The organism is Archangium violaceum (genome assembly GCF_016887565.1).
GTDB lineage: Bacteria > Myxococcota > Myxococcia > Myxococcales > Myxococcaceae > Archangium > Archangium violaceum_B.
On the sequence record NZ_CP069396.1, the window covers coordinates 8,404,077 to 8,428,727 of the forward strand.

General features: G+C 68.9%; 19 protein-coding genes. 12 read left to right on the forward strand and 7 right to left on the reverse strand.

The genetic code is table 11. The features are described from left to right. The first annotated feature begins 84 nt into the window (after positions 1-84). The 5 genes from JRI60_RS33365 to JRI60_RS33385 all read left to right on the forward strand — a co-directional run bounded on the left by JRI60_RS33365 (position 85) and on the right by JRI60_RS33385 (position 7,532). Entirely contained in the window at positions 85-2,328 is a 2,244-nt protein-coding gene (locus tag JRI60_RS33365; protein WP_204219973.1) for a PAS domain-containing sensor histidine kinase, read from the forward strand. A 62-nt stretch (positions 2,329-2,390) separates the two neighbouring features. Next, entirely contained in the window at positions 2,391-4,436 is a 2,046-nt protein-coding gene (locus JRI60_RS33370; protein WP_343213350.1) for a YfbK domain-containing protein, read from the forward strand. A gap of 10 nt (positions 4,437-4,446) precedes the next feature. Continuing rightward, positions 4,447-6,264 (forward strand): sensor histidine kinase, encoded by a 1,818-nt coding sequence (locus tag JRI60_RS33375; protein ID WP_204219974.1) that lies wholly within the window; start codon positions 4,447-4,449, stop codon positions 6,262-6,264. After that, entirely contained in the window at positions 6,265-6,963 is a 699-nt protein-coding gene (locus tag JRI60_RS33380; RefSeq protein WP_204219975.1) for a response regulator transcription factor, read from the forward strand. Continuing rightward, positions 6,960-7,532 (forward strand): class I SAM-dependent methyltransferase, encoded by a 573-nt coding sequence (locus JRI60_RS33385; RefSeq protein ID WP_239469853.1) that lies wholly within the window; start codon positions 6,960-6,962, stop codon positions 7,530-7,532. The genes JRI60_RS33380 and JRI60_RS33385 overlap by 4 nt, the downstream gene beginning before the upstream one ends. On the opposite strand, the gene JRI60_RS33390 is transcribed toward JRI60_RS33385, so the two are convergent. After that, complete coding sequence (locus tag JRI60_RS33390; protein ID WP_204219976.1) at positions 7,513-8,661, reverse strand: CapA family protein; 1,149 nt, start codon at positions 8,659-8,661, stop codon at positions 7,513-7,515. The two genes, JRI60_RS33385 and JRI60_RS33390, sit on opposite strands and share 20 nt — an antisense overlap. A gap of 207 nt (positions 8,662-8,868) precedes the next feature. On the opposite strand from JRI60_RS33390, the gene JRI60_RS33395 reads away from it, so the two are divergent. After that, complete coding sequence (locus tag JRI60_RS33395) at positions 8,869-9,951, forward strand: DNA ligase (protein ID WP_204219977.1); 1,083 nt, start codon at positions 8,869-8,871, stop codon at positions 9,949-9,951. A 92-nt stretch (positions 9,952-10,043) separates the two neighbouring features. Further along, positions 10,044-10,427, forward strand: a complete 384-nt coding sequence (locus JRI60_RS33400) for a hypothetical protein (RefSeq protein ID WP_204219978.1) — start codon at positions 10,044-10,046, stop codon at positions 10,425-10,427. A 34-nt stretch (positions 10,428-10,461) separates the two neighbouring features. On the opposite strand, the gene JRI60_RS33405 is transcribed toward JRI60_RS33400, so the two are convergent. The 6 genes from JRI60_RS33405 to JRI60_RS33430 form a co-directional block, all read right to left on the reverse strand. Further along, entirely contained in the window at positions 10,462-11,754 is a 1,293-nt protein-coding gene (locus tag JRI60_RS33405; protein ID WP_239469854.1) for a S8 family peptidase, read from the reverse strand. A gap of 146 nt (positions 11,755-11,900) precedes the next feature. Then, on the reverse strand, positions 11,901-13,136 hold the full coding sequence (locus JRI60_RS33410; protein ID WP_239469855.1) for a PKD domain-containing protein: 1,236 nt from the start codon (positions 13,134-13,136) through the stop codon (positions 11,901-11,903). Positions 13,137-13,208: 72 nt separating this feature from the next. Continuing rightward, positions 13,209-13,958 (reverse strand): hypothetical protein, encoded by a 750-nt coding sequence (locus JRI60_RS33415; protein ID WP_204219979.1) that lies wholly within the window; start codon positions 13,956-13,958, stop codon positions 13,209-13,211. 154 nt (positions 13,959-14,112) lie between these two features. Continuing rightward, complete coding sequence (locus JRI60_RS33420) at positions 14,113-15,243, reverse strand: UTP--glucose-1-phosphate uridylyltransferase (protein WP_204219980.1); 1,131 nt, start codon at positions 15,241-15,243, stop codon at positions 14,113-14,115. A gap of 83 nt (positions 15,244-15,326) precedes the next feature. After that, a complete protein-coding gene (gene galK, locus JRI60_RS33425; RefSeq protein ID WP_204219981.1) occupies positions 15,327-16,433 on the reverse strand; it encodes a galactokinase in 1,107 nt (368 codons plus the stop codon). A gap of 27 nt (positions 16,434-16,460) precedes the next feature. Beyond that, complete coding sequence (locus JRI60_RS33430; RefSeq protein ID WP_204219982.1) at positions 16,461-18,041, reverse strand: family 43 glycosylhydrolase; 1,581 nt, start codon at positions 18,039-18,041, stop codon at positions 16,461-16,463. Positions 18,042-18,389: 348 nt separating this feature from the next. Here JRI60_RS33430 and JRI60_RS33435 point away from each other — a divergent pair, with 348 nt between their 5' ends. The 5 genes from JRI60_RS33435 (at position 18,390) to JRI60_RS33455 (ending at position 24,647) form a co-directional block, all read left to right on the forward strand. Then, positions 18,390-20,195 (forward strand): family 43 glycosylhydrolase, encoded by a 1,806-nt coding sequence (locus tag JRI60_RS33435; protein WP_204219983.1) that lies wholly within the window; start codon positions 18,390-18,392, stop codon positions 20,193-20,195. A gap of 71 nt (positions 20,196-20,266) precedes the next feature. Beyond that, positions 20,267-21,250 (forward strand): ABC transporter substrate-binding protein, encoded by a 984-nt coding sequence (locus tag JRI60_RS33440; protein WP_204219984.1) that lies wholly within the window; start codon positions 20,267-20,269, stop codon positions 21,248-21,250. Then, on the forward strand, positions 21,240-22,718 hold the full coding sequence (locus JRI60_RS33445) for a sugar ABC transporter ATP-binding protein (protein ID WP_204219985.1): 1,479 nt from the start codon (positions 21,240-21,242) through the stop codon (positions 22,716-22,718). The genes JRI60_RS33440 and JRI60_RS33445 overlap by 11 nt, the downstream gene beginning before the upstream one ends. Beyond that, positions 22,708-23,688, forward strand: coding sequence for an ABC transporter permease (locus tag JRI60_RS33450; protein WP_204219986.1), 981 nt, complete (start codon positions 22,708-22,710; stop codon positions 23,686-23,688). The genes JRI60_RS33445 and JRI60_RS33450 overlap by 11 nt, the downstream gene beginning before the upstream one ends. Then, positions 23,685-24,647, forward strand: coding sequence for an ABC transporter permease subunit (locus tag JRI60_RS33455; protein ID WP_204219987.1), 963 nt, complete (start codon positions 23,685-23,687; stop codon positions 24,645-24,647). The genes JRI60_RS33450 and JRI60_RS33455 overlap by 4 nt, the downstream gene beginning before the upstream one ends. The last annotated feature ends 4 nt before the right edge of the window (positions 24,648-24,651 follow it).

Consider the following 24,651-nt stretch of genomic DNA (forward strand, 5'->3'; position numbering starts at 1 on the left):
GGAACGGGTGTAACGCAGGGAGATTTCAGGTAGATTTCCCACCACTCCCCGGGCTCCGTGCCGCACAACCCAAGGTTTTGTTCCATGCCCTCCCTCCCCCAAGGCTCAGGTCCGGTCTCCCGGGAGCGCCCCGGTCTGGCCATCGCTGGCCAGAGCACCGCCGAGGAGACGCTACGGGCCAGCCATCAACTTCTGCGGGCCATCGCCGAGCTCCAGTCGGAGTTCATCCGAGGGAGTGAGGCGCCCGCCCTGTTCGAGCGGCTGCTCGCGGTGGTGCTGGAATTGACGGGCAGCGGCTCCGGCCTCATCGGCGAAGTGCTCCACGCCGTCTCCCCGGCCCCTTCGCTGCAGATCCTCGCCAGCATTCCCCGCGAAGAGGGGGACGCGCTCTGGCCGCTCACCGCCCCGAGCGAGGTGAAGGAGCAGGAAGCGCATGAGCCGCGCGTGCTCGTGCACGCCATCCACGCCTCCGGCAAGCCCGTGCTGACCGAGAGCTTCCTGGGCCTGCCGCTCGACTGCGGCGGAGAGCGGGTGGGCCTGGTGATCCTCACCGGCCGCCCCGGCGGCTACGACTCCGGGCTCGTCGACTTCCTCCAGCCCTTCATCGAGGCCTGCGGCAGCATGCTGCTCGGCGGTCGCAACGAGCGGCGGCGGCGGGCCGAGCGGGAGCCGCACCGCGCCCAGGAGTCCTTCGAGGAGCGCCTGCGGATGCTGATCGACGGCATCCATGATGGCGTGTGGGAGCTGGACCCGACCACGGGCCGGATGTTCGTCAACCGCCACTGGCTGGGCATGTTGGGCTATGCGTGGGACGAGCTGCCGCACGACTTCTCCACGTGGGCCCTGCTGAGCCACCCCGAGGACGTGGCCGAGAGCGATCGGCTCTTCCAGGAGCACCTGGCGGGCCGCACGCCCTTCATCGACCGGGAGCAGCGCCTGCGGCGCAAGGACGGCGAGTGGGCCTGGGTGCTGAGCCGGGCCAGGGTGGTGGCGCGCGACGAGCAGGGCCGCCCGCTGCGCATGGTGGGCACCAACGTGGACATCACCGCGCGCAAGCTCGCGGAGGAGCGCCTGCGCGCCCTGGTCCGCACCCTGCCGGACATGGTCTTCCGCCTCAGTTCGGACGGCACCTACCTGGACTGCCAGGTCAACGACCACGAGGATCTGCTGATCCCGCCGGAGACCGTCATCGGCACCAACATCCGGCAGATGCCGATGTCGCCGCAGCTCGTCGACAAGATGTTCACGCACCTGGGGCGTGCCATCCGTGACGAGAGCCTGGAAGTCTTCGAGTACGTGCTGGAGATGCCCCTGGGCCCCCGGTACTTCGAGGCGAGGATGTTCCGCAGCGGGCCGGACGAGGCCGTGTCCATCGTCCGCAACATCACCGAGCGCAAGCTGGCCGAGCAGCGCGTGCGCCAGCAGGAAGAGGAGCTGCGGCGCCACCGCGACAGCCTCGAGGAGCAGGTGCGCAACCGCAGCGAGCGGCTGCGTCAGGCCACGCTCGAGCTGGAGGAGCAGCAGAGCCAGCTCATCCAGGCCGAGAAGCTGGCCTCGCTGGGGCAGATGGCGGCCGGCGTCGCGCACGAGGTCAACAACCCGGTGAGCTACGTGATGAGCAACCTGGGGACGCTCGACCAGTACGTCTCGTCCATCTCCCCGCTGCTGCAGCTGCAGGGCGAGCTGGTGCACATCATGGAGTCCGGCGAGCCCGCCCCGGTGGAGATGCTCGAGCGCCTGCGCGAGCTGTGGGACCGGGCCGACGCGGGCTTCATCCTCGAGGACATGCCCGAGCTCATCGAGGAGTCGCTGTCGGGCACGCGGCACATCAAGGAGATCGCCCAGAGCCTGCGCTCGTTCGCGCGCGAGGACTCGGGAGAGCCGCAGCTGGTGGACGTGAACACGGAGCTGGCCTCCACGCTGAAGATGGTGTGGAACGAGCTGAAGTACAAATGCGAGGTGAAGCGCGACTTCGGTCCGCTGCCTCCCGTGAGCTGCCACCCCACGCAGCTGGCCCAGGTGTTCACCAACCTGCTCGTCAACGCGGCGCAGGCCATGGACACGAAGGGGGAGATCCGCATCCGCACCCGCCACGAGGGCGAGGAGGTGGTGGTGGAGATCTCCGACACGGGCAAGGGGATGACGCAGGAGACGCTCTCCAAGCTCTTCACGCCCTTCTTCACCACCAAGCCGCGGGGACAGGGCACGGGCCTGGGGCTGTCCGTCAGCTACGGCATCATCACCCGCCACAAGGGCCGCATCGACGTGCAGAGCGAGCCCGGCAAGGGCAGCACCTTCACCGTGCGCCTGCCCGCCGCGGAGCGCTGAGGCCCACCCGGGCCTCCGGCCGGCAGGCCGTGATGAAACCATGATGAAGAGCGGAGCCCCGCATGCGGCACGATGCGGGCCGCATCCGGATGATGGCGCTCATCCCGATGCCCGAGGTGGCCTCCACGATGAAGCCCGTTCTCTCCAGTCTCCTCTGTTGTGCCCTCCTGCTCCTGTCCGCGCCGGCCCTCGCCCAGGCCCAGACCGGCACCATCCACGGCACGGTCACCGCCGCCGCCATCAACGATCCCATCCCCCTCGTGGTGGTCACCGCGAGCTCGCCCGCCCTCCAGGGTGAGCGGGTCGTGCAGACCGACGCACAGGGCCAGTACGTCCTCTCCGGGTTGCCCGCGGGCGTCTACACCCTGCTGTTCGAGCATCAGGACTTCAGAGCGAAGGCGCGTCAGAACCTCCTGCTGTCCGAGGGCGGCACCCTCCACGTGAACGTGACTTTGGAAGTCTCGACCATGGAGGAGATCGTGGTGACGAGCGGACCGGCGCCCCTCATCGACCTCGGGGCCATCGGAAGAGGCGTCAGCGGCTTCTTCGAGCGCCTCGCGGGTTCCGGCAACAAGGGAAGCCAGGGCGGCACCACGGCCAGCGGTCCCCCTCCATCCAACACGACGCCCCCCCACCAGGCGCCCCCGCCCCCCGAGCGCACCGCGCTGCCTCCCCAGCAGCCCTTCGCGGACATGTACTTCAAGAGCTACGGGGTGAACCCCACCATCGACACCGAGGAGGAGCGCTTCTCCACCTTCTCCGTGGACGTGGACCGCGCGTCCTACGCACTCGCGCGGAGCTACCTGGAGCGGGGGGCGCTGCCCGACGAGCAGGCGATGCGGGTGGAGGAGTTCGTCAACAGCTTCGACTACGGCTACGAGAGCGACCCCGAGTCCCCCTTCAGCGTGCACGTGGAGGGCTTCCCCTCGCCGAGCCGCAAGGGCTACCACGTGGTGCACATCGGGCTGAAGGCGCGCGAGGTGAGCCGCCAGCAGCGCAAGCCCTCCCACCTCGTCTTCGTCATTGACGTGTCCGGCTCCATGGACCTCGAGAACCGGCTCGGGTTGGTGAAGCAGTCGCTGCGGCTGCTGGTGAACGAGCTCGACGAGCGCGACCGGGTGTCCATCGCCGTCTACGGCACGACGGCGCACACGGTGCTCGGGCCCACCCGCGCCACCGAGAAGCGCAAGCTGATGGCCGCCATCGACAGCCTCGAGTCCGAGGGCTCCACCAACGCCCAGGCCGGCATCGAGCTCGGATACACCCTGGCCTCGGAGCACTTCCTGGAGGGCGGCATCAACCGCGTCATCCTGTGCTCGGACGGGGTGGCCAACAACGGCATCACCGACGCGGACGGCATCTGGCAGCGCGTGCGCGGGCAGGCCGCCAGGGGCATCACCCTGACCACCGTCGGCTTCGGCATGGGCAACTACAACGACGTGCTGATGGAGCGGCTGGCCCAGGTGGGAGAGGGAAACTACGCGTACGTGGACCAGCTGGAGGAGGCACGCCGCCTCTTCGTGGGCAACCTCGCCGGCACCCTCCAGGTGGTGGCCAAGGACGTGAAGCTGCAGCTCGAGTTCGACCGCAAGGCCGTGGCCCGCTACCGGCTGGTGGGCTACGAGAACCGGATGCTCGCCAAGGAGCAGTTCTCCGATGACCGGGTGGACGCGGGCGAGGTGGGCGCGGGCCATGCCGTCACCGCCATCTACGAGGTGAAGCTGCGCGAGCCCACCCCCTCCTTCGCCACCCTGCGCATCCGCTACAAGGCGCCGGAAGGGGGCGACTCGCGGCTGGTGGAGAAGGAGCTGCCCGCCAGCATCCTGCGGCCGGCGTACGGCCGCGCCGCGCCCCCCACGCGCCTGTCCTACGTGGCGGCCGCCTTCGCCGAGAAGCTGCGCGGCTCCTACTGGGTCCGCCCGCTCACCTGGTCCCAGCTCGTCTCCCTCTGGGAGGAGGTGGGCGAGCCCCTACACGACCGGCCAGACGTGGCGGAGCTCGGCTCCCTCATCCGCAAGGCCCAGACGCTCGACCGGAGGGCGGACCGCTTCGAGCAGCTCGTGCCCGTGAGCACCATGGACTTCGACCGGGTCCCGGCCATCAAGTAGACCCGCCCTCATGCTCCGCAGGCTGCTCCCCACCCTCTCCGCCCTCGTGCTCGGCCTCGCCGGGCTCGGATGGGGCCTGTGGCAACTGCAGCGCATCTTCGCCACCGAGCGCGAGGATGCGCGGGCCTCGCTCCGCTCCCGGCGCGAGGCCCTCGAGCAGTACGCCCTCGCCTCCCTGAGCCAGGTGGTGAGGGAGAAGCTGGAAGCGGCGCGGCCCGCGCTGGAGCTCGCCGCGGCCGATCCACTCGCGCCCGCCCAGGGCCTCTATCTGCGCGAGCGCGGAGAGCAACTGCTGCCACGGCTGGCCCTCCATGACTCGGGACAGGATACGCCCGCGCGAGACCGGTACACACGGCTGCGCGCCGGTACCGAGGTGGCCGACGAGGAGGATGGCCCCTGGGTGGAGCGGCTCGCCCTGATGAGCGCGGTGGAACGGGCGCTCGACCGGAGAGACGGGCGCGCCGCCACCGAGGCACTCGTGGCCTTCCTCCACCATCGCAGCCGGTACGTGCTCGCCTCCACGCGGGATGTGCCAGGCCATCTGGTGGTGCTGGAGACGCTGGCGGAGCGGGGGAACGTGGTACCGCAGCTCATGCAGTCGCTGGTCCGCGAAGGGCTGGACGAGAGCAAGGGGGGACGGATGGATGGACTGCAACGGCTGCTCCTCCTCAAACGCTCGCGCTTCACCCGCGCCGATTTCGACTTCCTGCGCGAGCGCGTGGTGGCGCTGTCCACGCGGACGGGAACGCCGGTGATGGACTTCGAGGCACGCACCGCGGAGCTCGCCGCCGCGCCCCTGCCCCTGCCCGCGTCGCTCGCCGGGCCCGTGCTGGTGCGCTCCGGCTGGTACCTGGAGCCGCGAGACGAGGGGTACGCCCGGGGCGTGGCGGTGGACCCTGGGGCGCTATTGGAGTCCCTCGCCCGGGAGATGCGCGAGCGCGGGCTGCTCGGCCCCGAGGGACACGTGCGCCTGCGCGGGGAGGACGAGGTCCTGCCGCTCGCGACCCTGCGCCTGGACGTGGAGACGCCCGAGTGGGCGCGGGAGGAGAGCGCGTTGGAGCAGCGCTACCAGCTGAAGACGGGCATGGTGGTGCTGTGCGCGGGGCTCGCCCTCACCATCGCCGCGCTCGCCTTCCTGGGCCAGCAGCGCAAGTCCCGGTTCCTCGAGCTCAAGAGCGACTTCGTGGCCACCGTCTCGCACGAGCTGCGCACGCCGCTGGCCTCCATCCGGCTGCTCGCCGAGACACTCGAGTGGCGGCTGGCCCAGGGCGTCGAGTCGCGCGACTACCCCGCGCGCATCATCCACGAGGCGGACGGGCTGGGGTTCCTCGTGGAGAACCTCCTCTCCTTCAACCGCATCGACAAGGGCCGCTGGGTGCCCCACCTCTCGCTCGTGCGGCTGGAGGAGCTGGTGGCCACGCTGCGGCGCGACCTGGAGGGCTGGGCCCGGGTGCCGGTGGAGCTGACGTCCGACGTGGGCGAGCGCGAGCTGCTCGCGGACCCGCAGCTCCTGCGGCTGCTGCTGGCCAACCTCGCGCGCAATGCCTGCGCCTACAACACGCGCAACCCCGTGCGCCTGCGCCTGGAAGCGCTCGCGGACGGACGGGTGCGCTTCTCGGACAATGGCGTGGGCATCCCCGAGGCCGAGTGGGAGCGCATCTTCGGCGAGTTCTACCGGCTGCGCGGGCAGGGACGAGAGGTGCCCGGCAGCGGCCTCGGCCTCGCCCTGTGTCAGCGCATCGTGCGCCTGCATGGAGGCACCCTGCGCGTGGCGGCCTCCAACCCCGAGGGCACCACGTTCGAGCTTACCTTTCCGGAGCGACGCTGAATGACGTCTCCCAACCCCGCCATCCTCCTCGTGGAGGACGATCTCAACCTGCGGCTCGCGCTGCGCGACAACCTGGAGAACCAGGGTGGCTACAGCGTGGAGGAAGCAACCACCGTGGCCGAGGCGCGCGCGCACCTGGCCCGGCGCGCCTTCCAGCTCATCCTGCTCGACGTGATGCTGCCGGATGGGGACGGCTACACGCTGTGCCGCACCTTGCGCCGGGAGGGGCTGGAGACCCCGGTGATGATGCTCACCGCGCGCACGCTCGAGGACGACGTGGTGCGGGGCTTCGAGTCGGGCGCGCAGGACTACCTGGGCAAGCCCTACCGCCTGCGCGAGCTGCTCGCGCGGGTGGGAGCGCTGGTGCGGCGGAGCGGAGGTGTGCCCACGCAGGTGGTGCGCTTCGCGGGCTACAAGATGGACCTCGACCGGCGCAAGGTGGAGACGCCCGAGGGGAAGACGGTGGAGCTGACCCGCACCGAGTTCGACCTGCTGGCCTTCTTCGTGCGCGAGCGAGAGCGCGTCCTGCGCCGGGACGAGATTCTCGACGCCGTCTGGGGGCGCGACGTCGTCGTGGACCCGCACACGGTGGACAACTTCGTCTCGAGCCTCAAGCGCAAGCTGGGCTGGAACAGCACCTCGCGCTTCGCCCTCCAGACAGTGCGCGGCGTAGGCTACCGCCTGGAGGTGGAGGGGTGACGAGCACCCTCCTCTTCCTGCTGCTGCTGACCGTCCTGCTCGCGGGGATGCTGTCCATCGTCTTCCACACGCTGAGGACCGGCATCTCCCCCATGCCCACCTCCGGGAAGGTGCGCCGCCAGCTGCTCTCCCTGCTGCCGGAGGACCTCGAGGGCACCGTGCTCGAACTGGGCTCGGGCTGGGGGACGCTGGCCTTCGCGCTGGCGGACCACTGCCCCCGCGCCCGGGTGGTGGCCTTCGAGCTGTCTCCCCTGCCCTACGCCTTCTCGTGGCTGCGCCAGCGCCTCGCGCCACGCCCCAACCTCCGGCTCCTGCGCGAAGACTTCTTCCGCGCCTCCTTCTCCGAGGCTTCGACCGTCGTCTGCTACCTCTTCCCCGGCGCGATGACGCGGCTGGCGCCCAGACTGGCCGGGGAGCTCTCCCCGGGGACGCGCGTCCTCAGCCACACCTTCGCGCTCCGGGGGTGGAAGCCGCTGCGCACCCTCGTGGTGGACGACCTGTACCGCACCCCCATCTACCTCTACGAAGTCCCCGCCCGGGAGGCCCGGCTCAGCTCCATTGAAGGGTGAGCGTGTCGTCCTCTTCCAGGAGGACGTGCGTGCCGAATCGGCGGCCCTCCCGGTTCAGGATGCCCTGCAACCACCTGGCGTCGGCGGCGGAGACCCGGCACTCCCGGAAGCGGCGCACCTGCATGGGCGTCATGCGGAGGGAAAGCAGCCGGCCGCTCGTGGGCTCCAGGGTGACGAAGTACATCAGGGTCAGGTCACCCCGAAAGCCTTCGTAGCCACGGATGCCTTCGTAGTCGTTCAGGAAGTCCCCGCAGCCGTAGAGGATGAGACGCTCCCGGTAGACCTCGATGCCGCGGGGATGGTGGGAAGAGTGGCCGTGGACGACATCCACCCCCGCTTCGTCGATGAGGGCCCGTGCGAACTCCCGCTGCGCGGAGGGCACCTGGTAACCCCAGTTGCTCCCCCAGTGGATGGAGGCGATGACGAGGTCTCCCGCGCGATTGATGGCTCGCACCCGCGCACCGACGTGCCGGGCCGTGGTGGGCGTCAGGTCCGCCAGCAGCTCCACCCCTGGCCTGTCCACCCCCGCCGCCCACGTCGGTGGGATGCCACTGCTTTCCGACCCAAGCGAGAACACGGCGACCCGGCCCTTGCTCGGGACGTCCAGCACGGCGGGAGCCCGCGCTTCTTCCAGGTGGGCTCCCGCTCCCGCGGTGGCGATGCCCGCGCTCCGCAGGGTGGCCAGCGTCTCCCGGAGCCCCTCGTACCCCCAATCGAGCACATGGTTGTTCGCCAACGCGCAACAGTCGATGCGGGCGGTGGTGAGGCAGGCGACGTGCGCCGGGTTCATCCGATAGTGGATGTCCTTGTCCGGCCACCACGCCTCGCTGGTGGTGATGCTGGTCTCCAGGTTGATCAACCGCACGTCCGGAGCACGCCGCGCCAGCTCGGCGAGCGCATCACCCCAGACATGGTCGAGGCCCACGGGCCTGGGAATGGAGCCGTTCCGATCCTCGGCCAGCGCGATGTAGTCCCGGGCGTCCCGCACATAGGGCTCGTGCAGCTCGGGTGGACACGGGTGGGGAAACGCCTGGTCGATGCCTCGCCCGGTCATCACGTCGCCACAGAGGAAGACGGTGAGCGCGCTCGCCGGGGAAGAAAGCTCGCCAATGTGCTCCGGCTCTGGCATGGGCAGCGTCTCCCCAGAGGGTAGACATGCCCGGCGGGCATGGCATTCCGCGTCCCCCGGCGCTCCCCCGCTCCGCCATGGCACCCCTCCTTCCCTCGGAAGTCAGGCCCTCCATCCGCCCTGTCTGGTCCTCCGCTCATGTCAGACCCACCGGATACGATTCTCTTCTTCGCCGCGAGGGAGATGCGGCGCGCAACGGAGGGATTCGTGGCAGACATCGCGGACGGCGCCCAGGTCGAGATGAAGGGCTCTGGCTCCAAGCCGTACATCCTGAAGAACACCGGGGGCGTGTACTCGTGCTCGTGCCCGGCCTGGCGCAACCAGTCGGTGGCCATCGAGCGGCGGACGTGCAAGCACCTGCGCAAGGTTCGTGGGGATGAAGCGGAGGACGCGCGGGTGGGCGCCGCGGAGACGAGCGCCGCGGCGAAGCCGGCGGCCCGCAACGTCCGTCCCCGGGCGAACGCGAGCGAGGACGCGGACAGCACGGTCCCCCCGCTGCTGCTGGCGCACTCGTGGGAGAACGATGTCGACCTGACGGGCTGGTGGATGAGCGAGAAGCTCGACGGCGTGCGGGCCTACTGGGACGGCAAGCAGTTCATGTCCCGCCAGGGCAACCCCTTCTTCGCGCCCGACTGGTTCACCGAGAAGCTGCCCGACTTCCCGCTCGACGGAGAGCTGTTCGGCGGGCGAAAGAAGTTCCAGCGCACGGTGAGCGTCGTGCGGCGGCAGGACCGCAGTGACGATTGGAAGGAGCTGGCCTTCGTCATCTTCGACGCGCCGGGTCTCGAAGCGCCCTTCGAGGAGCGGCTGGCGCGCTGCCAGCAGTACGTGGAGGACGTGGCACCGCCGTACGCCGAGTGGTTGCCGCACGAGCCCTGCAAGGGCGTGACGCACCTGCGCGAGGAGCTGGCGCGGGTGGAGGGACTCGGGGGCGAGGGGCTGATGCTGCGCCAGCCGGGCTCGCGCTACGAGGCGGGCCGCTCCCACACGTTGCTGAAGGTGAAGAGCTTCAAGGACGACGAGGCGCGCGTGGTGGGGCACCTCGCGGGCGCGGGCAGGCACAAGGGCCGGCTGGGAGCGCTGGAGGTGGAGCTGCGCGACGGCACCCGCTTCTCCGTGGGCACCGGCCTCTCCGACGCGGAGCGCGAGAACCCGCCCCAGGTGGGCACCATCATCACCTTCCGCTACCAGGAGCTGTCCAACGACGGCGTGCCACGCTTCCCCTCGTACGTGGGAGTGCGCATCGACGCCGTGCCCTTCGAGCCCGTGGCCACCCGCAGGCGCGCCTGAGCCGGATTTAACCCTTCTCCGGCTCGGGGGTTTTCAAGGACAGGAGACGCCGGGAGGCCATCCCGGCGTCATCCCTGGAGGAGAACCCTGTCATGCGCCTGAAGCTCGCCCTGTCCGCCGCCGTTGCCTCGCTGCTGTTCGCCGCTCCCGTGCTCGCCGAGGAGCCCGCCCCCGCCCCCGCCAACCAGGCGGCCCCCGGTGACAGGGCGGCGCACCGGCACGAGCGGATGATGCGCAGGTTCGAGCGCATGGAGCAGCGGATGAACCGCGCCGTCGAGCGAGGCCGCCTCTCGCGCGCCCAGGCGGATGAGCTCATCGCCGAGGCCCGGCAGCTCCGCGACGAGGCGCTCGCCCTGCGTCAGTCCAGCGGTGGAAAACTGACCGAGGAGCAGCGTCAGCAGTTCCACCAGCGCAAGCAGGCCCTGCGCGAGAAGGTGCGCGCGGCCATGAAGGCCAACGCGCCCCAAGCGCAGTAACGGCGCCGTCACCTCATCAGGGAGACGTCGGAGGCTACCGTCCCTCCTGGGCGGTCTGGAGGGAGGGCGGGCCACCGATGAAGCCGGAGAACATCAGCCGGTTGGGCGAGCACGAGCCCGGGTTGGCCACCTTGCCGGGGGTGGAGTTGTCGACGAGCGCGGCGGCCACGGCGGCGGGGGCGGCGGTGGGGTTGCGCTCCAGGAAGAGCGCGGCGAGCCCGGTGACGTGCGGAGCGGCCATCGAGGTCCCGCTGAGGAGGCGGGTGGCGGTGTCATTCGAGAGCCAGGCCGAGAGGATCTCATGGCCCGGAGCGAAGACATCCACGCAGCTGCCCCAGTTGGAGAAGGTGGCGCGCGAGTCGGAGTTCGTGGTGGCGCCCACGGTGATGGCCTCGGCCGTGCGCGCCGGGGAGACGTTGCAGGCATTCTGGTTCTCATTGCCCGCCGCGAGGATGAAGGTGACACCCGAGGTGATGGACTTGCGGATCGCATCATCGAGCGCTGCGTTCTTGGCGCCGCCCAGGCTCATGTTGGCCACCGCGGGCAGCTCGCGGTTGCTCGTCACCCAGTCCACGCCGGCGATCACCCCGGCGGTCGTGCCGGAACCGGAGCAGTTGAGCACGCGCACCCCGTGGAGGCGGACGTTCTTGGCGACGCCATACGTGTTGCCGCCCACGGTGGCGGCCACGTGGGTGCCATGGCCGTTGCAGTCATTGCCCTTCTGATTGTCGCCGATGGAGTCGAAGCTGGCCTCCGCCCGTCCGCCGAACTCGGAGTGCGAGGCGCGGATGCCGGTATCGATGATGTAGGCGTGCACGCCCTTGCCGTGGGCGTTGTAGAGGTAGGTCTTGTCCAACGGGAGCTCGCGCTGGTCGACGCGGTCGATGCCCCAGGTGGCGTCGGGCTGGCTCTCGCTGATGGTCATCACCCCGTTCTCCTGGACGTACTCCACCTCGGGGTCGGCGGCCATGGAGCCGGCCTGCTCGGGGCTCATCCGGCTGGCGAACCCCCGCAGGGCATGCGCGTAGGTGAAGAACACACTGCCGCCGTATTGGGCCGAGAGACGCTCGGCGGCCAAGGAGGGCTCGAGCGTCTTCTCACCCGGGCGCGGCGTCCTGAGCACGACGATGTACTCACCGGGGACCGGCTGGGGCGAGGCGACGAACTTCCCGGTGCGGGACTCGCTCCCCACGGCGTCGGCCTTGACGCAAGGGTCCGAGGGGTTGGGCGTGGGCGTGGGAGCGGGAACGTGCTTGGCCGGGCAAGCCACCAGCATGGACAAGGACACAGCGGACACGGCCACCCACGACGCGATGTGGAGACGCATGGTTTCCCCCTGTTGCGAAGAAATTCCAGACTGCGTGTTTCAGTTTAAAGAGACGTCTGACGCGGTTCCTTCTGATTCACGCCTGGCGCACACGTGTTCAAAACGAGACATGCGGGCGATGTCGGATGGATGTATGGCTTTGGCCGCTACTTCCGGGGAGGCGGTGCCGGGGCGTCGGAAGACAGCCCTGGGGGAGCCTCGCGCTTGAAGGGGCTCCAGGACACCACCACCTCCTGGCCCGCCGCGTCACGGCCATACAGGAAGTCGAGGATCTGTTTGATATCGGGCGGAGCCTCGGAGGCGCTCACCGTCACGTAGCCGCGGAAGCCCCCGTGCCCGAGGTGCTCCTCCACGTGGATGGCCTCGTTCCAGGCGCGCGTGACGGTGTCCGCCTGCCCGTCCCAGTGCAGGGAGATGCGCTCGAGGCGCTCCCAGGTGAGGGCCGAGCCGTCCGGGGCGTACACCACCACCTCACTGCGCCACCCCTCGCCCTCGGGGAGCGGACGCCAACGGGAGACCCGAAGGTCCACGGGAGGCGGCACATCGGAGGGGGGCTGCCCGCGAACGAGCGCGAACGCCGTGGCCTCCAGGGGCCCACCCCGGCCGAGCCGGGCCTGGAGCCTCACGGTGAAGCTCCTCACCTCCTGGGGCTCGAGACCCTGGAGCGGATAGGAGTGCTCGACACGAGGCTCGGTGGTGGTGGCGGCGGTGCCATCCCCGAAGTCCCAGGCGAACGCCACGGTGCGCTCGCCGCCCTGGTACAGGGCCTCGAAGGCGAAGGTCCCCTGCCCTCGCTGCACGACCCCGAGGCGGAGCGGCTCGTCGCGCTGCCCCTCCCCCTCGGCGCACTGGCGCACCTCCACCTCGACGTCGCGCTCGGCCAGAACGCCGACGCGCCGCCCTCCGAGGTCCGTGCAGACCTGGAAGCGAACGAAGTACCTGCCAGCGGCCTTCGGAGCCCGCCATTGGAGCGTCGGGCCCGGATGCAGCTCGGCACCGCCCCCGGCGACGGGCCAGACCCACCGTTGGACAGCGCCCGGCTCGGGAACACCTCCGAGGCGGGCGGACAGGCCCATCGACTCACCGGCGCACACCCAGGGACGGTCCTGGTCGATTCCCTCGACCACGACACTGGACGCCAGGCTCACCCGCTCCTCGTGGAGCGCCGCGGAGAGCATGCCCCCGCGAGAGGCCGGCGAGGCGGGCACACGGGGTGTGGGAGGCGCCGGTGGTGGAGCGGAGGACGCCGCTGGCGGTACCTCCAAGGCGGGGGCACGGCGCTGGGGAACGGGGGGCGTCCGGAGCGCCTCACCGCCATCCTGCCGGGGCCACAGCACGAAGGTGAGCACCGCGAGCAGGACCCCCACGACCGCGAGCCCCAAGAAAGAGCGGAGGGGCGCCCTGGCGGGGCGTCCCGGGTGTCCTGGTGGCACGGGAGCGTTCCGCACGAAGCGCTAGAACCCGAAGTCGTTCAGGTGGCGGCGGTAGCCCTGGGAGTTGGGGCGATACCACTGGTCATCCCAGCCCTTGAACTCCACGTCATCGAGCAGTCGCTCGGTCTTGCCGTTGAGGAGGACCTGGTTGATCAGCTGAACGCCGGTCGAGCCCACATTGCGGGAGACGAGCCGATCCGTGGTGTCGAGGTACTGGTAGGTATGGCGGCTGCAGTAGTCCTGAAGGAAGCAGCCTTTGTCGCAGTTGGCCAGGTTGTTGTAGGTGGCGTGTTTGTCTTCGGCGACGTAGAGCGTGGGCCAGCCGCGATAGGCATTGCGGGAGTCGATCGCGGTGTCGTACTCGAGCTGGCTGTACGAGTACCAGGCGGACGAGTCACAGCTGCTCTTGCGATGGGCGGACATGTAGACCCAGTCGAGGTACCACCTGCCACCGGAGTAATGGACCTCGAGGATCTGGAACTCGGGATCTCCATCGTGTCCGGTGGTGACACCGGAGTCCTCGAGGAAGGTGTCCATGTAGAAGATCTGCAGCGTGCGGGTGGAGAAGCTGGTGCTCTTCACCGCGTAGTAGGGACGCCGGGCATGGCCGCTCTCGCCGCTGTCGAACCAGAAGAGCGGCATGAACCAGAAGGCGACCTGGTACTCGCAGTCATCATTGAGCCCGTCACGATCGGCATCCGTGCCGGAGCCCCAGCAGTTGTCGCCATAGGGGATGGAGCCGAGACCGTCGGCGCGGGCCGTCTCCGTCATGGCGAGGAGCAACACCAACGCGACGACTGCGCTTCTTGCGATGCGGTCCACTCGGGGCCTCCGGGGTAGGGGGGCCGCGAATGCTATACCAACCCGCGGAGGGACCGCCCGGCCCTGACAGGACGAACCGGGCGGTTCCGAACCTCGAGTCCTCTCAGAGGGCCAGCAGGCGCGCGCGGAGTCGCTCCGCGACGCGCGGCAGATCATCGGGCGCCTTCACGGGCTCGAACCGGCTGGTCGCCGGATCCGAGCGGCTCACCTCGATGAAGGCCGCGGGCATGAGCGGCTTGCCATCCGGGCGGGTGAGGCTGCTGGCCTCCGCCGTCACCTGCTCGAGTTGAAGCACGGACTGGCCCTCCACCTTCTTGGAGACCACGCGGTAGGGAATGGGGATCTCCTTCCCGATCATGGCCTCCAGATCGAAGGTGATGTTGTTGGTCGAGATGAACTGATGCTGGGTGGGGTCCACCTTCTCGACGAGCTGCAGCTGCCCCTTCAAGCGCACCGGCGCGGCGCCCGCGTCGAGCGCTCCGCTGGGGTTGGCGCGCGGGGTCACCTCCACCGTCATGGCCCCGCCCTGCTTCAGGTGCAGCCCGATGACGACCGGATCGAGCGTCGCCGCCAGGTTGTCCACGTTGGAGAAGTACATGTGGCGAACACCGCGCCGGCGCAGCTCCTCCCCCACCCCGCTCTCGCGCAACGCCCGGAAGACGTCGCCGTGCCCGGACGGAGCGAACGACAGCTTGCCGTCCGGCTCGCGGAACAGCTCCCCGCTCGGAGTGAGCCGGGGGAGCATCCGCTGGCGGAAGAGGAACACGCCCTCCTCCTCGCCCCGCTTCGCCAGGTACGCGGCGATGTCATCATGGGTGAGGTAGGACGTCATCAACGCCACGGGCACCGGGCGCCCGTAGCGAGCCCCGAGCCGGCGGGCCTCCGCGAGCTTGAAGTCGAGGAAGGTGCGATCCCCCACCACGGGGATGAGCCCCTTCACCCCACCGCCGAAGCGGGTGCCGGCGCCACCGGCCACCACGAGGGCGGCCACCTGGCCCTGGCGGAACGCCTCTTCCCCGAGTGCGCGGCACTCCTCGTACGCGGGAGTGCCCTCGCGCGGGAGCGGTTGGATGTCCCCCTCCCGGAGCGGCTCGAGGGAGCCCGCGAGCGGCGGTGCTTCGACGAGCTCCCCTCGATGATACCGGGCGAGCAGTTCACGGAAACTCGCGGCGTCGAAGCCATCGCGCGCGAGACTGGGATTGTCGAGTTCAGTGTCGGTCGGTTGTCCTGGCACGGAACGAAGGTTCCGCGATCCTCGCGGCGTGTGCAATCGGCAGTGTGCCGAAGCGCGTCCGGATTCGAACCATCCAACGACCCTCAGGGCACCAGCACCGTGGCGGAGTGTCCCGAGCGAGCCGAATAGGCCCGGGCGATGCGCTGCGCCACGGCGGCCCCGGTGCCCGTGCGAGCCAGCGCCACGATGGAGCCACCGAAGCCTCCGCCGGTGAGACGAGCCCCCAGCACATCCGGCTCGCCCCGTGCCAGCTCCACCAGCAGGTCGATCTGCGGCACGGAGACCTCGTAGTCGTCACGCTGCGAGACGTGCGAGGCGTAGAGCAGCGGTCCGAGGGCCGCCAGATCGCCCGTGCGCAGGGCCGTGACGGTGGCCAGCACCCGCGCGTCCTCGGACACCACGTGGCGCGCACGACGGCCCAGGGGGTCGGGAAGCGCGGCCACTCGAGGCAGATCCGCCTCCGTCAGGTCGCGCAGCTGCGGCACGCCCAGCAGCGCCGCCGCGCGCTCGCACTCGGCCCGGCGGGTGCGGTAGTCGCCCGCCGCGTGGTTGTGCGCCACCCCCGAGTTGATGACGATGGGCTCCACGCCGGCCGGCAGGGACACCCGCTCGAAGCTCATGCTGCGCGTGTCGAGGAAGAGCGCGGAGCCTCCGTCCGCCAGGTGGCAGGCCATGGGGTCCATCACCCCGACCGGAGCACCGACGAAATCGTTCTCCACCTTCTGCCCCAGCAGCGCCAGCCGCACGTCTTCCAGCTGGAGCGAGAAGGCCTCGCGCAGGGCGCGCAGGAGGCACACGTCCAGTGCCGCGCTCGAGGACAGCCCGCTGCCCACGGGCACCTCCGAGGAGATGCGCACGTCGAAGCCGTCGAACGAGAAGCCCTCGCGCTGGAGGACGAGGGTGACGCCCTGCACGTAGTCGAGCCACCCGCGTCCCGGCGCCTGCTGGCCGAGGACGAACTCCTGCACCCCGCCCTGGCTGCCCACGGTGGCGCTGAAGGCCCGGACGGTGCGGTCCTTGCGAGGCCTCAGCTCCACGTGCGTCCGCTGGGGGATGGCCATCGGCAGCACGAAGCCGCCGTTGTAGTCGGTGTGCTCACCGATGAGATTCACCCGGCCCGGCGCATGCGCCACCACGCTGGGAGGGTGTCCGAACAACGCTTCGAAAGAGGGGGCCGTACCAGTTTCCATCGTCGAGCACACCTTGGTCGGGCAGGACTACTCGGGGGTGATCCGCAGCGAGTCGAACCGGACGGAGGCACCCGCGACGCCTCCAGCGACGAGCGCCACGCGCACGCCTTGATCCCAGGAAGGCAGATACGAGCCCTCCTCCTCCGCGTCAACGTCGATCCAGGTGGTGCCATCCGCGCTCACCGCGAAGCCGAACACCTTGCCGTTCGTCGCCCGCATGCGCAGATGCAGCTTGCCGTTCATCGTCGTGGGCGCATCGATGCCACCGAGCACCTGCTCCTTGCCCGCCTGCCGGCGCCACGCCTCCACCTTGCCGGACCTGATGGCGAGCCAGAGCGCGTTGTCCGGGTTGCCGTAGGCCGACAACCCCGCCGACATGCCCTCCGTGAGCCCGCTCACGTCCACGAGGGTCTCGGCCGTGTAGTTGGCCGCGTTGGTGGAGCGCGCGAGGACCGCGCCGATGGGATTGGCCGCCTGCTCGGAAGGAGGCGCGAGGGTCAGCAGCCCCCCCGCGAGCCCCGTGGTCGGCTGTCGTCCATTGGGCCACTGCCAGCCGAGCACCAGGGACGTGGAGGTGAAATCATCGAAGAAGGCCACGGGCTTCGACAGCAGTCGGCCCCCGGGACCCTTGCGCCCGTTGATCGTCGGCCAGCCATCCGCCCCCCACTCGATCGGGTCCAACAGACCCTGGCGTCCGACGTAGACGGAGCTCTGGGTGCTGTAGGCGTGATACAGGAAATAGTCCCGGCCCAGCGTGTCCGACACCACGCTGCCGTGCCCCGGACACTTCCAGTCCTGGTTGGCCTTCATGATGGGATTGATCGGGTTCTTCTCCCAGCCCTCGAGCAGCTTGCGCGAGCGCGCCACGCCCACGCCATAGTTGCACTGGAGCCCGCAGCACCCGGAGCCGGCGTAGAAGAGGTAGAACCAGCCGTTGCGCTTGATGAGGTGCGGGCCCTCGATGAGCTGCCCCTCCCACGGCGTGTCATTCATGAGGATCTGTTTTGGCTCGCCGATGAGCCGGGTGCCGTCCTCCGACAGGGGCTGCGCCCAGAGGAGAGTCGGAAGGCCGCGGCTGTTCCCGTCCTCCTTCCAGACCAGGTAGAGCGTGTCGTTCTCGTCGCGGATCAACGCGCCGTCGATGGAGCCCAGCTCCTGGCAGACCAGCGGACCATGATCGGTATAGGGCCCCGAGGGCTGAGAGGCCGTCGCCACGGCGACGCACAGGGGACCGCCCCGCTTGTGCGCCGTGTAGAAGACGAAGTAGCGACCCTTGTCGGTCGCCAGCTCCGGCGCCCAGTAGTTGCCGTCCGACCAGGCCGGCGAGGTCTGGAAGATCGAGTCCACCAGCTCCCAGTTGACCAGATCCCTCGAGTGCAGCAGCGGGAAGTGAGGAGCCCACCCGGACGACGTCGCGGCGGCCCAGTATTCATCCCCCACGCGGATCACCGAAGGGTCGGCGAAGTCACCGGGCAGGATCGGGTTCGTCACCTCGAGCGGCGGCGGTGGCACCGGGGGAGTCGACGGTTGAGAGGTACAGCTCGAGAGGGCCGCCAGCATGGACAGGGAGAACACGGCTGCGGACAGGACGACACCGCGTGAACGCATGGGGGGGATCCTCGACTTGGGGGGGCGCAGGCTAGGGAGATGCTCAACAGGGGTCAATCAAGTCCGGGGCGAGTCCCTTCAAACCGATCGCGAAGGGAAGAGCGCTCGCCCCGCTCCGTCCGCTCCCCAACGACTTGCCGCGTCATTTTGTCTGTCTTTCAACAATTCCTATCCGGATGCACGGGAGTCGGGTCCTGGCGACCCCTCCCCCGAGGGCCGATAGATGTCTTCCTTGACACATTCCATGGGGCTGGATGAGATGCGCCACTTTTTTGACTTTGCAGTCAGGAGCGGAGCCAGGCCGGAGCATCGAGCCGTTCCAGCTCCCCCACAGGGGAGGAAGCAGACATGCGGAGAGGTTTGTTCTCGTCACGGTGGTGGGTGGGCGCGTTGCTACTGCTGACCACCACCGTGGCCTGCACGGAGGCTCCGCCCCAGAAGAGCTATACCAATCCCCTGAGGGTCTCGATTCCGGGCGGCGGCATGGTGGAGAACTGTGCCGACCCGACGATCATCCGCGGGAAGCAGGTGGGGGATTACGCCTGGTACATGTACTGCACTTCGGATCCCCTGAATGATCAGGACAGGGATTCCGAGGGTCAGTACCGGGAGCACCTGATCGCGATCCTGAAGTCGAGCGATCTGGTCGAATGGACCTACGTCGGGGATGCATTCACCGAGCGGCCGGAATGGGCGGAGCCCACCTCCGAGCTCTGGGCCCCCGAGATCGAGTACTTCGGGAACCAGTACCACCTGTATTACACCGTGACCGACTCGAAGCAGGGAGACAGCGCGATCGGCGTTGCCACCAGCGACAGTCCGACGGGGCCCTGGACGCACGCCGCGAAGCCGGTGGTGGAGCCACACGAGGCGCCCTGCTGCGGTGGTTCGCAGCGGTGGGTGTACGACCCCGAGGTGCTCGTCGAGCCGAACGGCGACAAATACATCTACTACGGCAGCTATTACGGAGGCATCTCCGTGCGGAAGCTGTCGGCGGATGGCGCAAGCTCCGACCCGTATAGCCAGGTGGAGGTCACGGTCGCCAACCGTTATGAGGCCGCCAGCATCATCAAGCGCGGTGATTACTACTACCTGCTGGGCTCTTCCGCGGACTGCTGCAATGGAGCGGTCACGGGCTACAGCATCTTCGCCGGGCGTTCCAAGAGTCCCCTGGGGCCCTTCGTGGATCGCGAGGGCGTGCGCCTCACGTTCAACCGCGTCGGAGGGACGCCCGTGCTCGGGCTGAACGGCAACCGCTGGGTCGGCACGGGCCACAACGGGATGCTGACCGACTTCGGTGGCCAGGACTGGCTCGTCTACCACGCGATCGACAGGGACAGCCCCTACTTCGCCCCGCCGGAGAAGGGAGCGCGTCCCGTCAAGCGCCACGTGATGATGGATCCGCTGGACTGGGTCGACGGTTGGCCGACCGTGCGCGGTGGCTTGTGGGCCTCGGACAGCGAGCAGCCGGCGCCGGCCGCCCAGCCCGGCGAGAAGAGCCGTTATCAGATGACCCGGGTGAAGGATGACGCGCCGGGAGCCGCCATCGCCTCGGCCTCGGACGAGTTCGACGGCACCTCGCTGAGCTCGCGGTGGACCTGGATCCGCCCGCCGGCCGAGAACGGCTTCGGGCTGGAGAGTGGCACCTTCCGCTTCGACACCCAGGGCAGGGAGCTCCACCAGGACGACAACAGCGCCGCTGTCCTCACCGAGCCGGCGCCAGCTGGAAACTACCTCGTCGAGACCAAGGTCACGCTGAACCTCCCCCCGGTGAGCTGCTGCCACAACTACGTCCAGGCGGGGCTCATCATCCACGGCGATGACAACCACTACGTCAAGCTGACCCACGTCTCGAACTGGGAGACGCGGCAGATCGCGTTCGCCAAGGAGGTGGGACCGGAGAGCTCGCCGCGCTACGGCGAGACGTTCGGCGGCCCCGCGGACGAGACCGTCTGGCTGAGGATCGCCAAGCGCGACGTGGGCGGGGAGCAGCACTACACGGCGTACTCCAGCCGGGATGGCTCGACCTGGACCCGGGCCGGCACGTGGATGCACCAGCTTGGCCCCGAGGCGAAGATCGGACTGGTCTCGATGAGTGGAGGCGGCTTCACCGCTCGTTTCGAGTACGTCCGCGTCCATGAATTGAAGGAGTAGGCCGCTGTCGTTGGCAGTCACCGAATCCGGCGGCTTCCGAGGGGAAGCCGCCACTCGCAGTGGAGAGACACATGAGATGGTTGATCGCGGTTGCCCTGTTCGCGCTGGTCGGATGTAAGCAGCAACCTTCGGAGAAGCAGCAGCAGGCCGCCGAGGGAGCCGGCTCGGCCGCTCCCGCCGCCAAGAAGCTGGTCATCGGGTTCTCCCAGGTGGGAGCCGAGAGCGCCTGGCGCACCGCCGAGACCAAGTCCATCCGTGGCGAGGCCGAGAAGCGCGGCGTCGAGCTCAAGTTCGCGGATGCGCAGGGCAAGCAGGCCAACCAGATCAACGCCCTCACCTCCTTCATCGCGCAGAAGGTGGACGCCATCGTGCTCGCCCCGGTGGTAGAGACCGGCTGGGAGTCCGTGCTGATGCAGGCCAAGGAGGCCAACATCCCGGTCATCCTCGTGGATCGCGGCATCAAGGTGAGCGACGAGAGCCTCTACACCACGCTGATCGCCAGCGACTTCGTGGAGGAGGGCCGGATGGCGGCCGAGTGGCTCGCGAAGAAGACGAATGGCAAGGCCAACATCTTCGAGCTGCAGGGCACCACCGGCGCCGCCCCGGCGATCGATCGCAAGAAGGGCTTCGAGGAGGCGCTCAAGAAGTACCCCGAGATGGTCATCCTCAAGAGCCAGAGCGCCGACTTCACCCGCGCCAAGGGCAAGGAGGTCATGGAGGCCTTCATCAAGTCGGACCGCGAGAAGATCCAGGCCGTCTACGCGCACAACGACGACATGGCGCTCGGGGCCATCCAGGCGCTCGAGGAGGCCGGCATGAACCCGGGCAAGGACGTCACGCTGATCTCCATCGACGGCGTGAAGGGGGCCTTCGAGGCGATGGTCGCGGGCAAGCTCAACGCCACCGTCGAGTGCAACCCGCTGATGGGCCCGATCGTCTTCGACACCATCACCAAGGTGAAGGCGGGCGAGAAGGTTCCGAAGTTCATCCAGAGCAAGGATCAGCTCTTCGAGCAGTCCACCGCCGCCCAGGTGATCAGCACCCGTGAGTACTGAGCCGATCCTCGTCGCGAGAGGAGTGGAGAAGCGTTTCCCCGGGGTCCACGCGCTGCGGGGCGTGGACCTGGATGTACGAGCCGGCGAGGTCCATGCCCTGATGGGGCAGAACGGCGCCGGCAAGTCGACGCTCATCAAGCTCCTGACGGGTGTCTACCCGCGCGACGGGGGGACGCTCACCTTCCAGGGGCGGGACTTCCGCCCCACCTCACCCGGCGATGCCCAGCGCAAGGGCATCAGCACCATCTACCAGGAAGTGAACCTCATCCCGACCCTGACGGTCGCGGAGAACCTCTTCCTGGGCCGTGCGCCCCGGCGCTGGTTCGGCATCGACTGGCGCGCCATGCGGCGCAAGGCGGAGGAGCTCCTCGCCACCTTCGAGCTGAAGGTCAACGTCGACCAGCCGCTGGGGAGCATGTCCACCGCGGTCCAGCAGCTCGTGGCGATCGCCCGCGCCGTCCAGACGGACGCGCGGGTCATCATCATGGATGAGCCGACCTCGAGCCTGGACAGCCACGAGACGGAGCTGCTGCTCGACATCATCGGGCGGCTGAAGGCGCGGGGGCTCGGCATCGTCTTCGTCACCCATTTCCTGGATCAGGTCTACAAGGTCAGCGACCGCATCACCGTCCTGCGCAATGGCGCGCTCGTGGGGACATATGAGGCGTCCCAGCTCTCGAAGCTCGACCTGGTCTCCCACATGCTGGGCAAGGTCCCCGAGGAGCCGGCGCTCCACGCGCGGACCGGGGAGACGCGGCCGGCGGTCATCTCCGCGCAGGGGCTGTCACGCAAGGGGATCGCTCCGTTCGATCTGACGATGCACCAGGGAGAGGTGGTCGGGTTCGCGGGCCTGCTCGGCTCCGGGCGCACGGAGGCCGCCCGCCTGCTGTTCGGCGCCGACCGCGCGCGGAGCGGTACGGTCAACGGCTCGGTTCCGAGGAATCCCCGGCAAGCCATCGAGCGGGGTCTGGCGTTCTGCCCCGAGGACCGCAAGGCGGAGGGCATCATCCCGGACCTGTCGGTGCGGGAGAACATCGCGCTGGTCGTCCAGCGCAAGCTGGGTTTCACGGTTTCACGGGCGCAGCAGGAGCGGATCGCCCAGGAGTTCGTGACGAAGCTCGGCATCAAGACGCCCTCGGTCGAGCAGCCCATCCGGTTGCTCAGCGGAGGCAATCAGCAGAAGGTCATCCTCGCCCGGTGGCTGGCGTACGACCCGAGCGTGCTGATCCTCGACGAGCCGACGCGCGGCATCGACGTGGGCGCGAAGGGAGAGATCGAGCGCCTCATCCACGAGCTCTCGCAGAAGGGGCTCTCGGTCCTCTTCATCTCGGCCGCCTTGGAGGAGGTCCTGCGGCTGTCGCACCGCATCGCCGTCTTCCGCGACCGGAAGAAGGTGGGCGAGCTCACCAGCGCGGGGCTTCCGGAGGTCATGAAGCTGATCGCCGGAGAGGAGCACCATGAGTCCTAGGAATTTCTGGCCGCTTGTGGCCCTGGCGGCGCTGCTGGTCTTCAACCTCGTCTTCACCACGGGCTTCGCCAGGCTCGAGTTCCGGGATGGCCGGCTCTTCGGCGCGCTCGTGGACATCTTCCAGAACGGCGCCCCCGTGATGCTGCTCGCGGTGGGCATGACGCTGGTGATCGCCCTGGGTGGAATCGACCTGTCGGTCGGCTCGGTGATGGCGCTCGCGGGAGCGGTGGCGGCGCTGCTGATGACCGAGCACGGGCAGCCCGTCCCCCTGGCGGTCGTGGCCGCCCTGGGCACGGCCCTGGTGATTGGAGCCCTCAACGGCGCGCTCGTCACCTACGGTGGCGTCCAACCCATCATCGTCACACTCGTGACGCTGGTGATGGGACGGGGGCTGGCGCAGGCGCTCACCCAGGACCAGAAGGTCCGCTTCGAGAGCCCGGCCTTCGAGTTCCTCGGCAACGGCACCGTGGTGGGCCTGCCGGTCCCGGTCCTGATCGTCGCGGCCGTGTTCGTCCTCGTGGCCCTGCTGCTGAGGAAGACGGCGACGGGCCTCTACATCGAGGCCACCGGCGGCAATCCCCAGGCGGCCCGGCTCTGCGGCTTGAGGGTGCACACCATCCAGATGACGGCCTACATGGCCAGCGGGCTGTGCGCGGGGCTCGCCGGCCTCATCGCGGCGGCCGACATCAAGGAGGCGGACGTCGCCAACAGCGGGCTCTACCTCGAGCTGGACGCCATCCTGGCCGTGGTGCTGGGCGGGACCAGCCTGACAGGTGGCCGTGCCAACCTCGTGGGCTCGATCATCGGCGCCACCTTCATCCAGACGCTCACCATCATGCTCCAGATGCGAGGTGTCATCACCGAGCACACGCTCATCATCAAGGCGATCGTTGCGCTGGGTGTCTGCTTCATGCAGACGGCGGCGTTCGAGCGCATGGTGCGGCGGTTCCGCCCCGCGGAGGGTGCATGAACTTCCTCCGCAAACACGTCACGGTGCTGGCGGGAGTCCTGGCCTACGTGCTGCTCTATGCCGCAGCGGCGCTGAGGTACGACGGCTTCTTCTCGCTGCCGATCTTCATCAACTTCCTCTCCAACAACGCGGTGCTCGGCATCGTCGCGGTGGGCATGACGTTCGTCATCCTCTCGGGAGGCATCGACCTCTCCGTCGGGGCCGTCATGTCCTTCTCCAGTGTGCTCATCGGGGTCCTCGTCATGGACCACCACTGGAACGTCTTCGCCGCGATCGGACTGGCGCTCGCGTGCGGGACCACCCTCGGGGCCCTGCTCGGGACCCTCATCCACACGACCGGCATCAAGCCCTTCATCGTCACGCTGGCCGGGATGTTCTTCGTGCGAGGGCTCGCGTTCATCATCCACCTCGAGTCGATCGCCATCGTGGATCCGCGCCATACCGCCATCGCGACCACGCGGATTGGCTCGCTGCCCCTGACGGCGGTCCTGTTCCTGGCGTTCGTCGCCATCGGTTGGTACGTCGCGGTGCTCACGCCCTTCGGCCGGAACATCTACGCGCTCGGAGGGGGCGAGGAGGCCGCGCTCCTGATGGGATTGCCCGTCAAGCGCACCAAGATCGCCGTCTACGCCGTGAGCGGCTTCTGTGCGTCCTTCGCCGGCGCCGTGCTCACCTTCTATCTCTCGAGCGGCAGCCACCTGGAAGGTGTCGGGATGGAGCTCGATGCGATCGCGACCGTGGTGATTGGAGGAACCCTCCTCGCGGGCGGAGTCGGCTCCGTGTTCGGCACGCTCGTCGGAGTCCTGATGCTCGGCCTCGTCCTGACGTCGATCACCACGTACGAGGGCATGTTGAGCTCCGGGCTGACCCGTGTCGCCATCGGGGCGCTCCTGCTCGGGTTCGTGCTGCTGCAGAAGCTGCTGACGCGGCGGATCGTCGGCGTGGGACGGGCCACGTAGGAAC

What these genes read in the sequence shown, in the direction of transcription:
- JRI60_RS33400 (WP_204219978.1), top strand. Translation starts at nt 10,044, where the DNA reads ATGCGCCTGAAGCTCGCCCTGTCCGCCGCCGTTGCCTCGCTGCTGTTC.
- JRI60_RS33375 (WP_204219974.1), top strand. Translation starts at nt 4,447, where the DNA reads ATGCTCCGCAGGCTGCTCCCCACCCTCTCCGCCCTCGTGCTCGGCCTC.
- JRI60_RS33365 (WP_204219973.1), top strand. Translation starts at nt 85, where the DNA reads ATGCCCTCCCTCCCCCAAGGCTCAGGTCCGGTCTCCCGGGAGCGCCCC.
- JRI60_RS33435 (WP_204219983.1), top strand. Translation starts at nt 18,390, where the DNA reads ATGCGGAGAGGTTTGTTCTCGTCACGGTGGTGGGTGGGCGCGTTGCTA.
- JRI60_RS33440 (WP_204219984.1), top strand. Translation starts at nt 20,267, where the DNA reads ATGAGATGGTTGATCGCGGTTGCCCTGTTCGCGCTGGTCGGATGTAAG.
- JRI60_RS33450 (WP_204219986.1), top strand. Translation starts at nt 22,708, where the DNA reads ATGAGTCCTAGGAATTTCTGGCCGCTTGTGGCCCTGGCGGCGCTGCTG.
- JRI60_RS33430 (WP_204219982.1), bottom strand. Translation starts at nt 18,041, where the DNA reads ATGCGTTCACGCGGTGTCGTCCTGTCCGCAGCCGTGTTCTCCCTGTCC.
- JRI60_RS33455 (WP_204219987.1), top strand. Translation starts at nt 23,685, where the DNA reads ATGAACTTCCTCCGCAAACACGTCACGGTGCTGGCGGGAGTCCTGGCC.
- JRI60_RS33405 (WP_239469854.1), bottom strand. Translation starts at nt 11,754, where the DNA reads ATGCGTCTCCACATCGCGTCGTGGGTGGCCGTGTCCGCTGTGTCCTTG.
- JRI60_RS33390 (WP_204219976.1), bottom strand. Translation starts at nt 8,661, where the DNA reads ATGCCAGAGCCGGAGCACATTGGCGAGCTTTCTTCCCCGGCGAGCGCG.
- JRI60_RS33415 (WP_204219979.1), bottom strand. Translation starts at nt 13,958, where the DNA reads ATGACGGAGACGGCCCGCGCCGACGGTCTCGGCTCCATCCCCTATGGC.
- JRI60_RS33380 (WP_204219975.1), top strand. Translation starts at nt 6,265, where the DNA reads ATGACGTCTCCCAACCCCGCCATCCTCCTCGTGGAGGACGATCTCAAC.
- galK (WP_204219981.1), bottom strand. Translation starts at nt 16,433, where the DNA reads ATGGAAACTGGTACGGCCCCCTCTTTCGAAGCGTTGTTCGGACACCCT.
- JRI60_RS33370 (WP_343213350.1), top strand. Translation starts at nt 2,391, where the DNA reads ATGCGGCACGATGCGGGCCGCATCCGGATGATGGCGCTCATCCCGATG.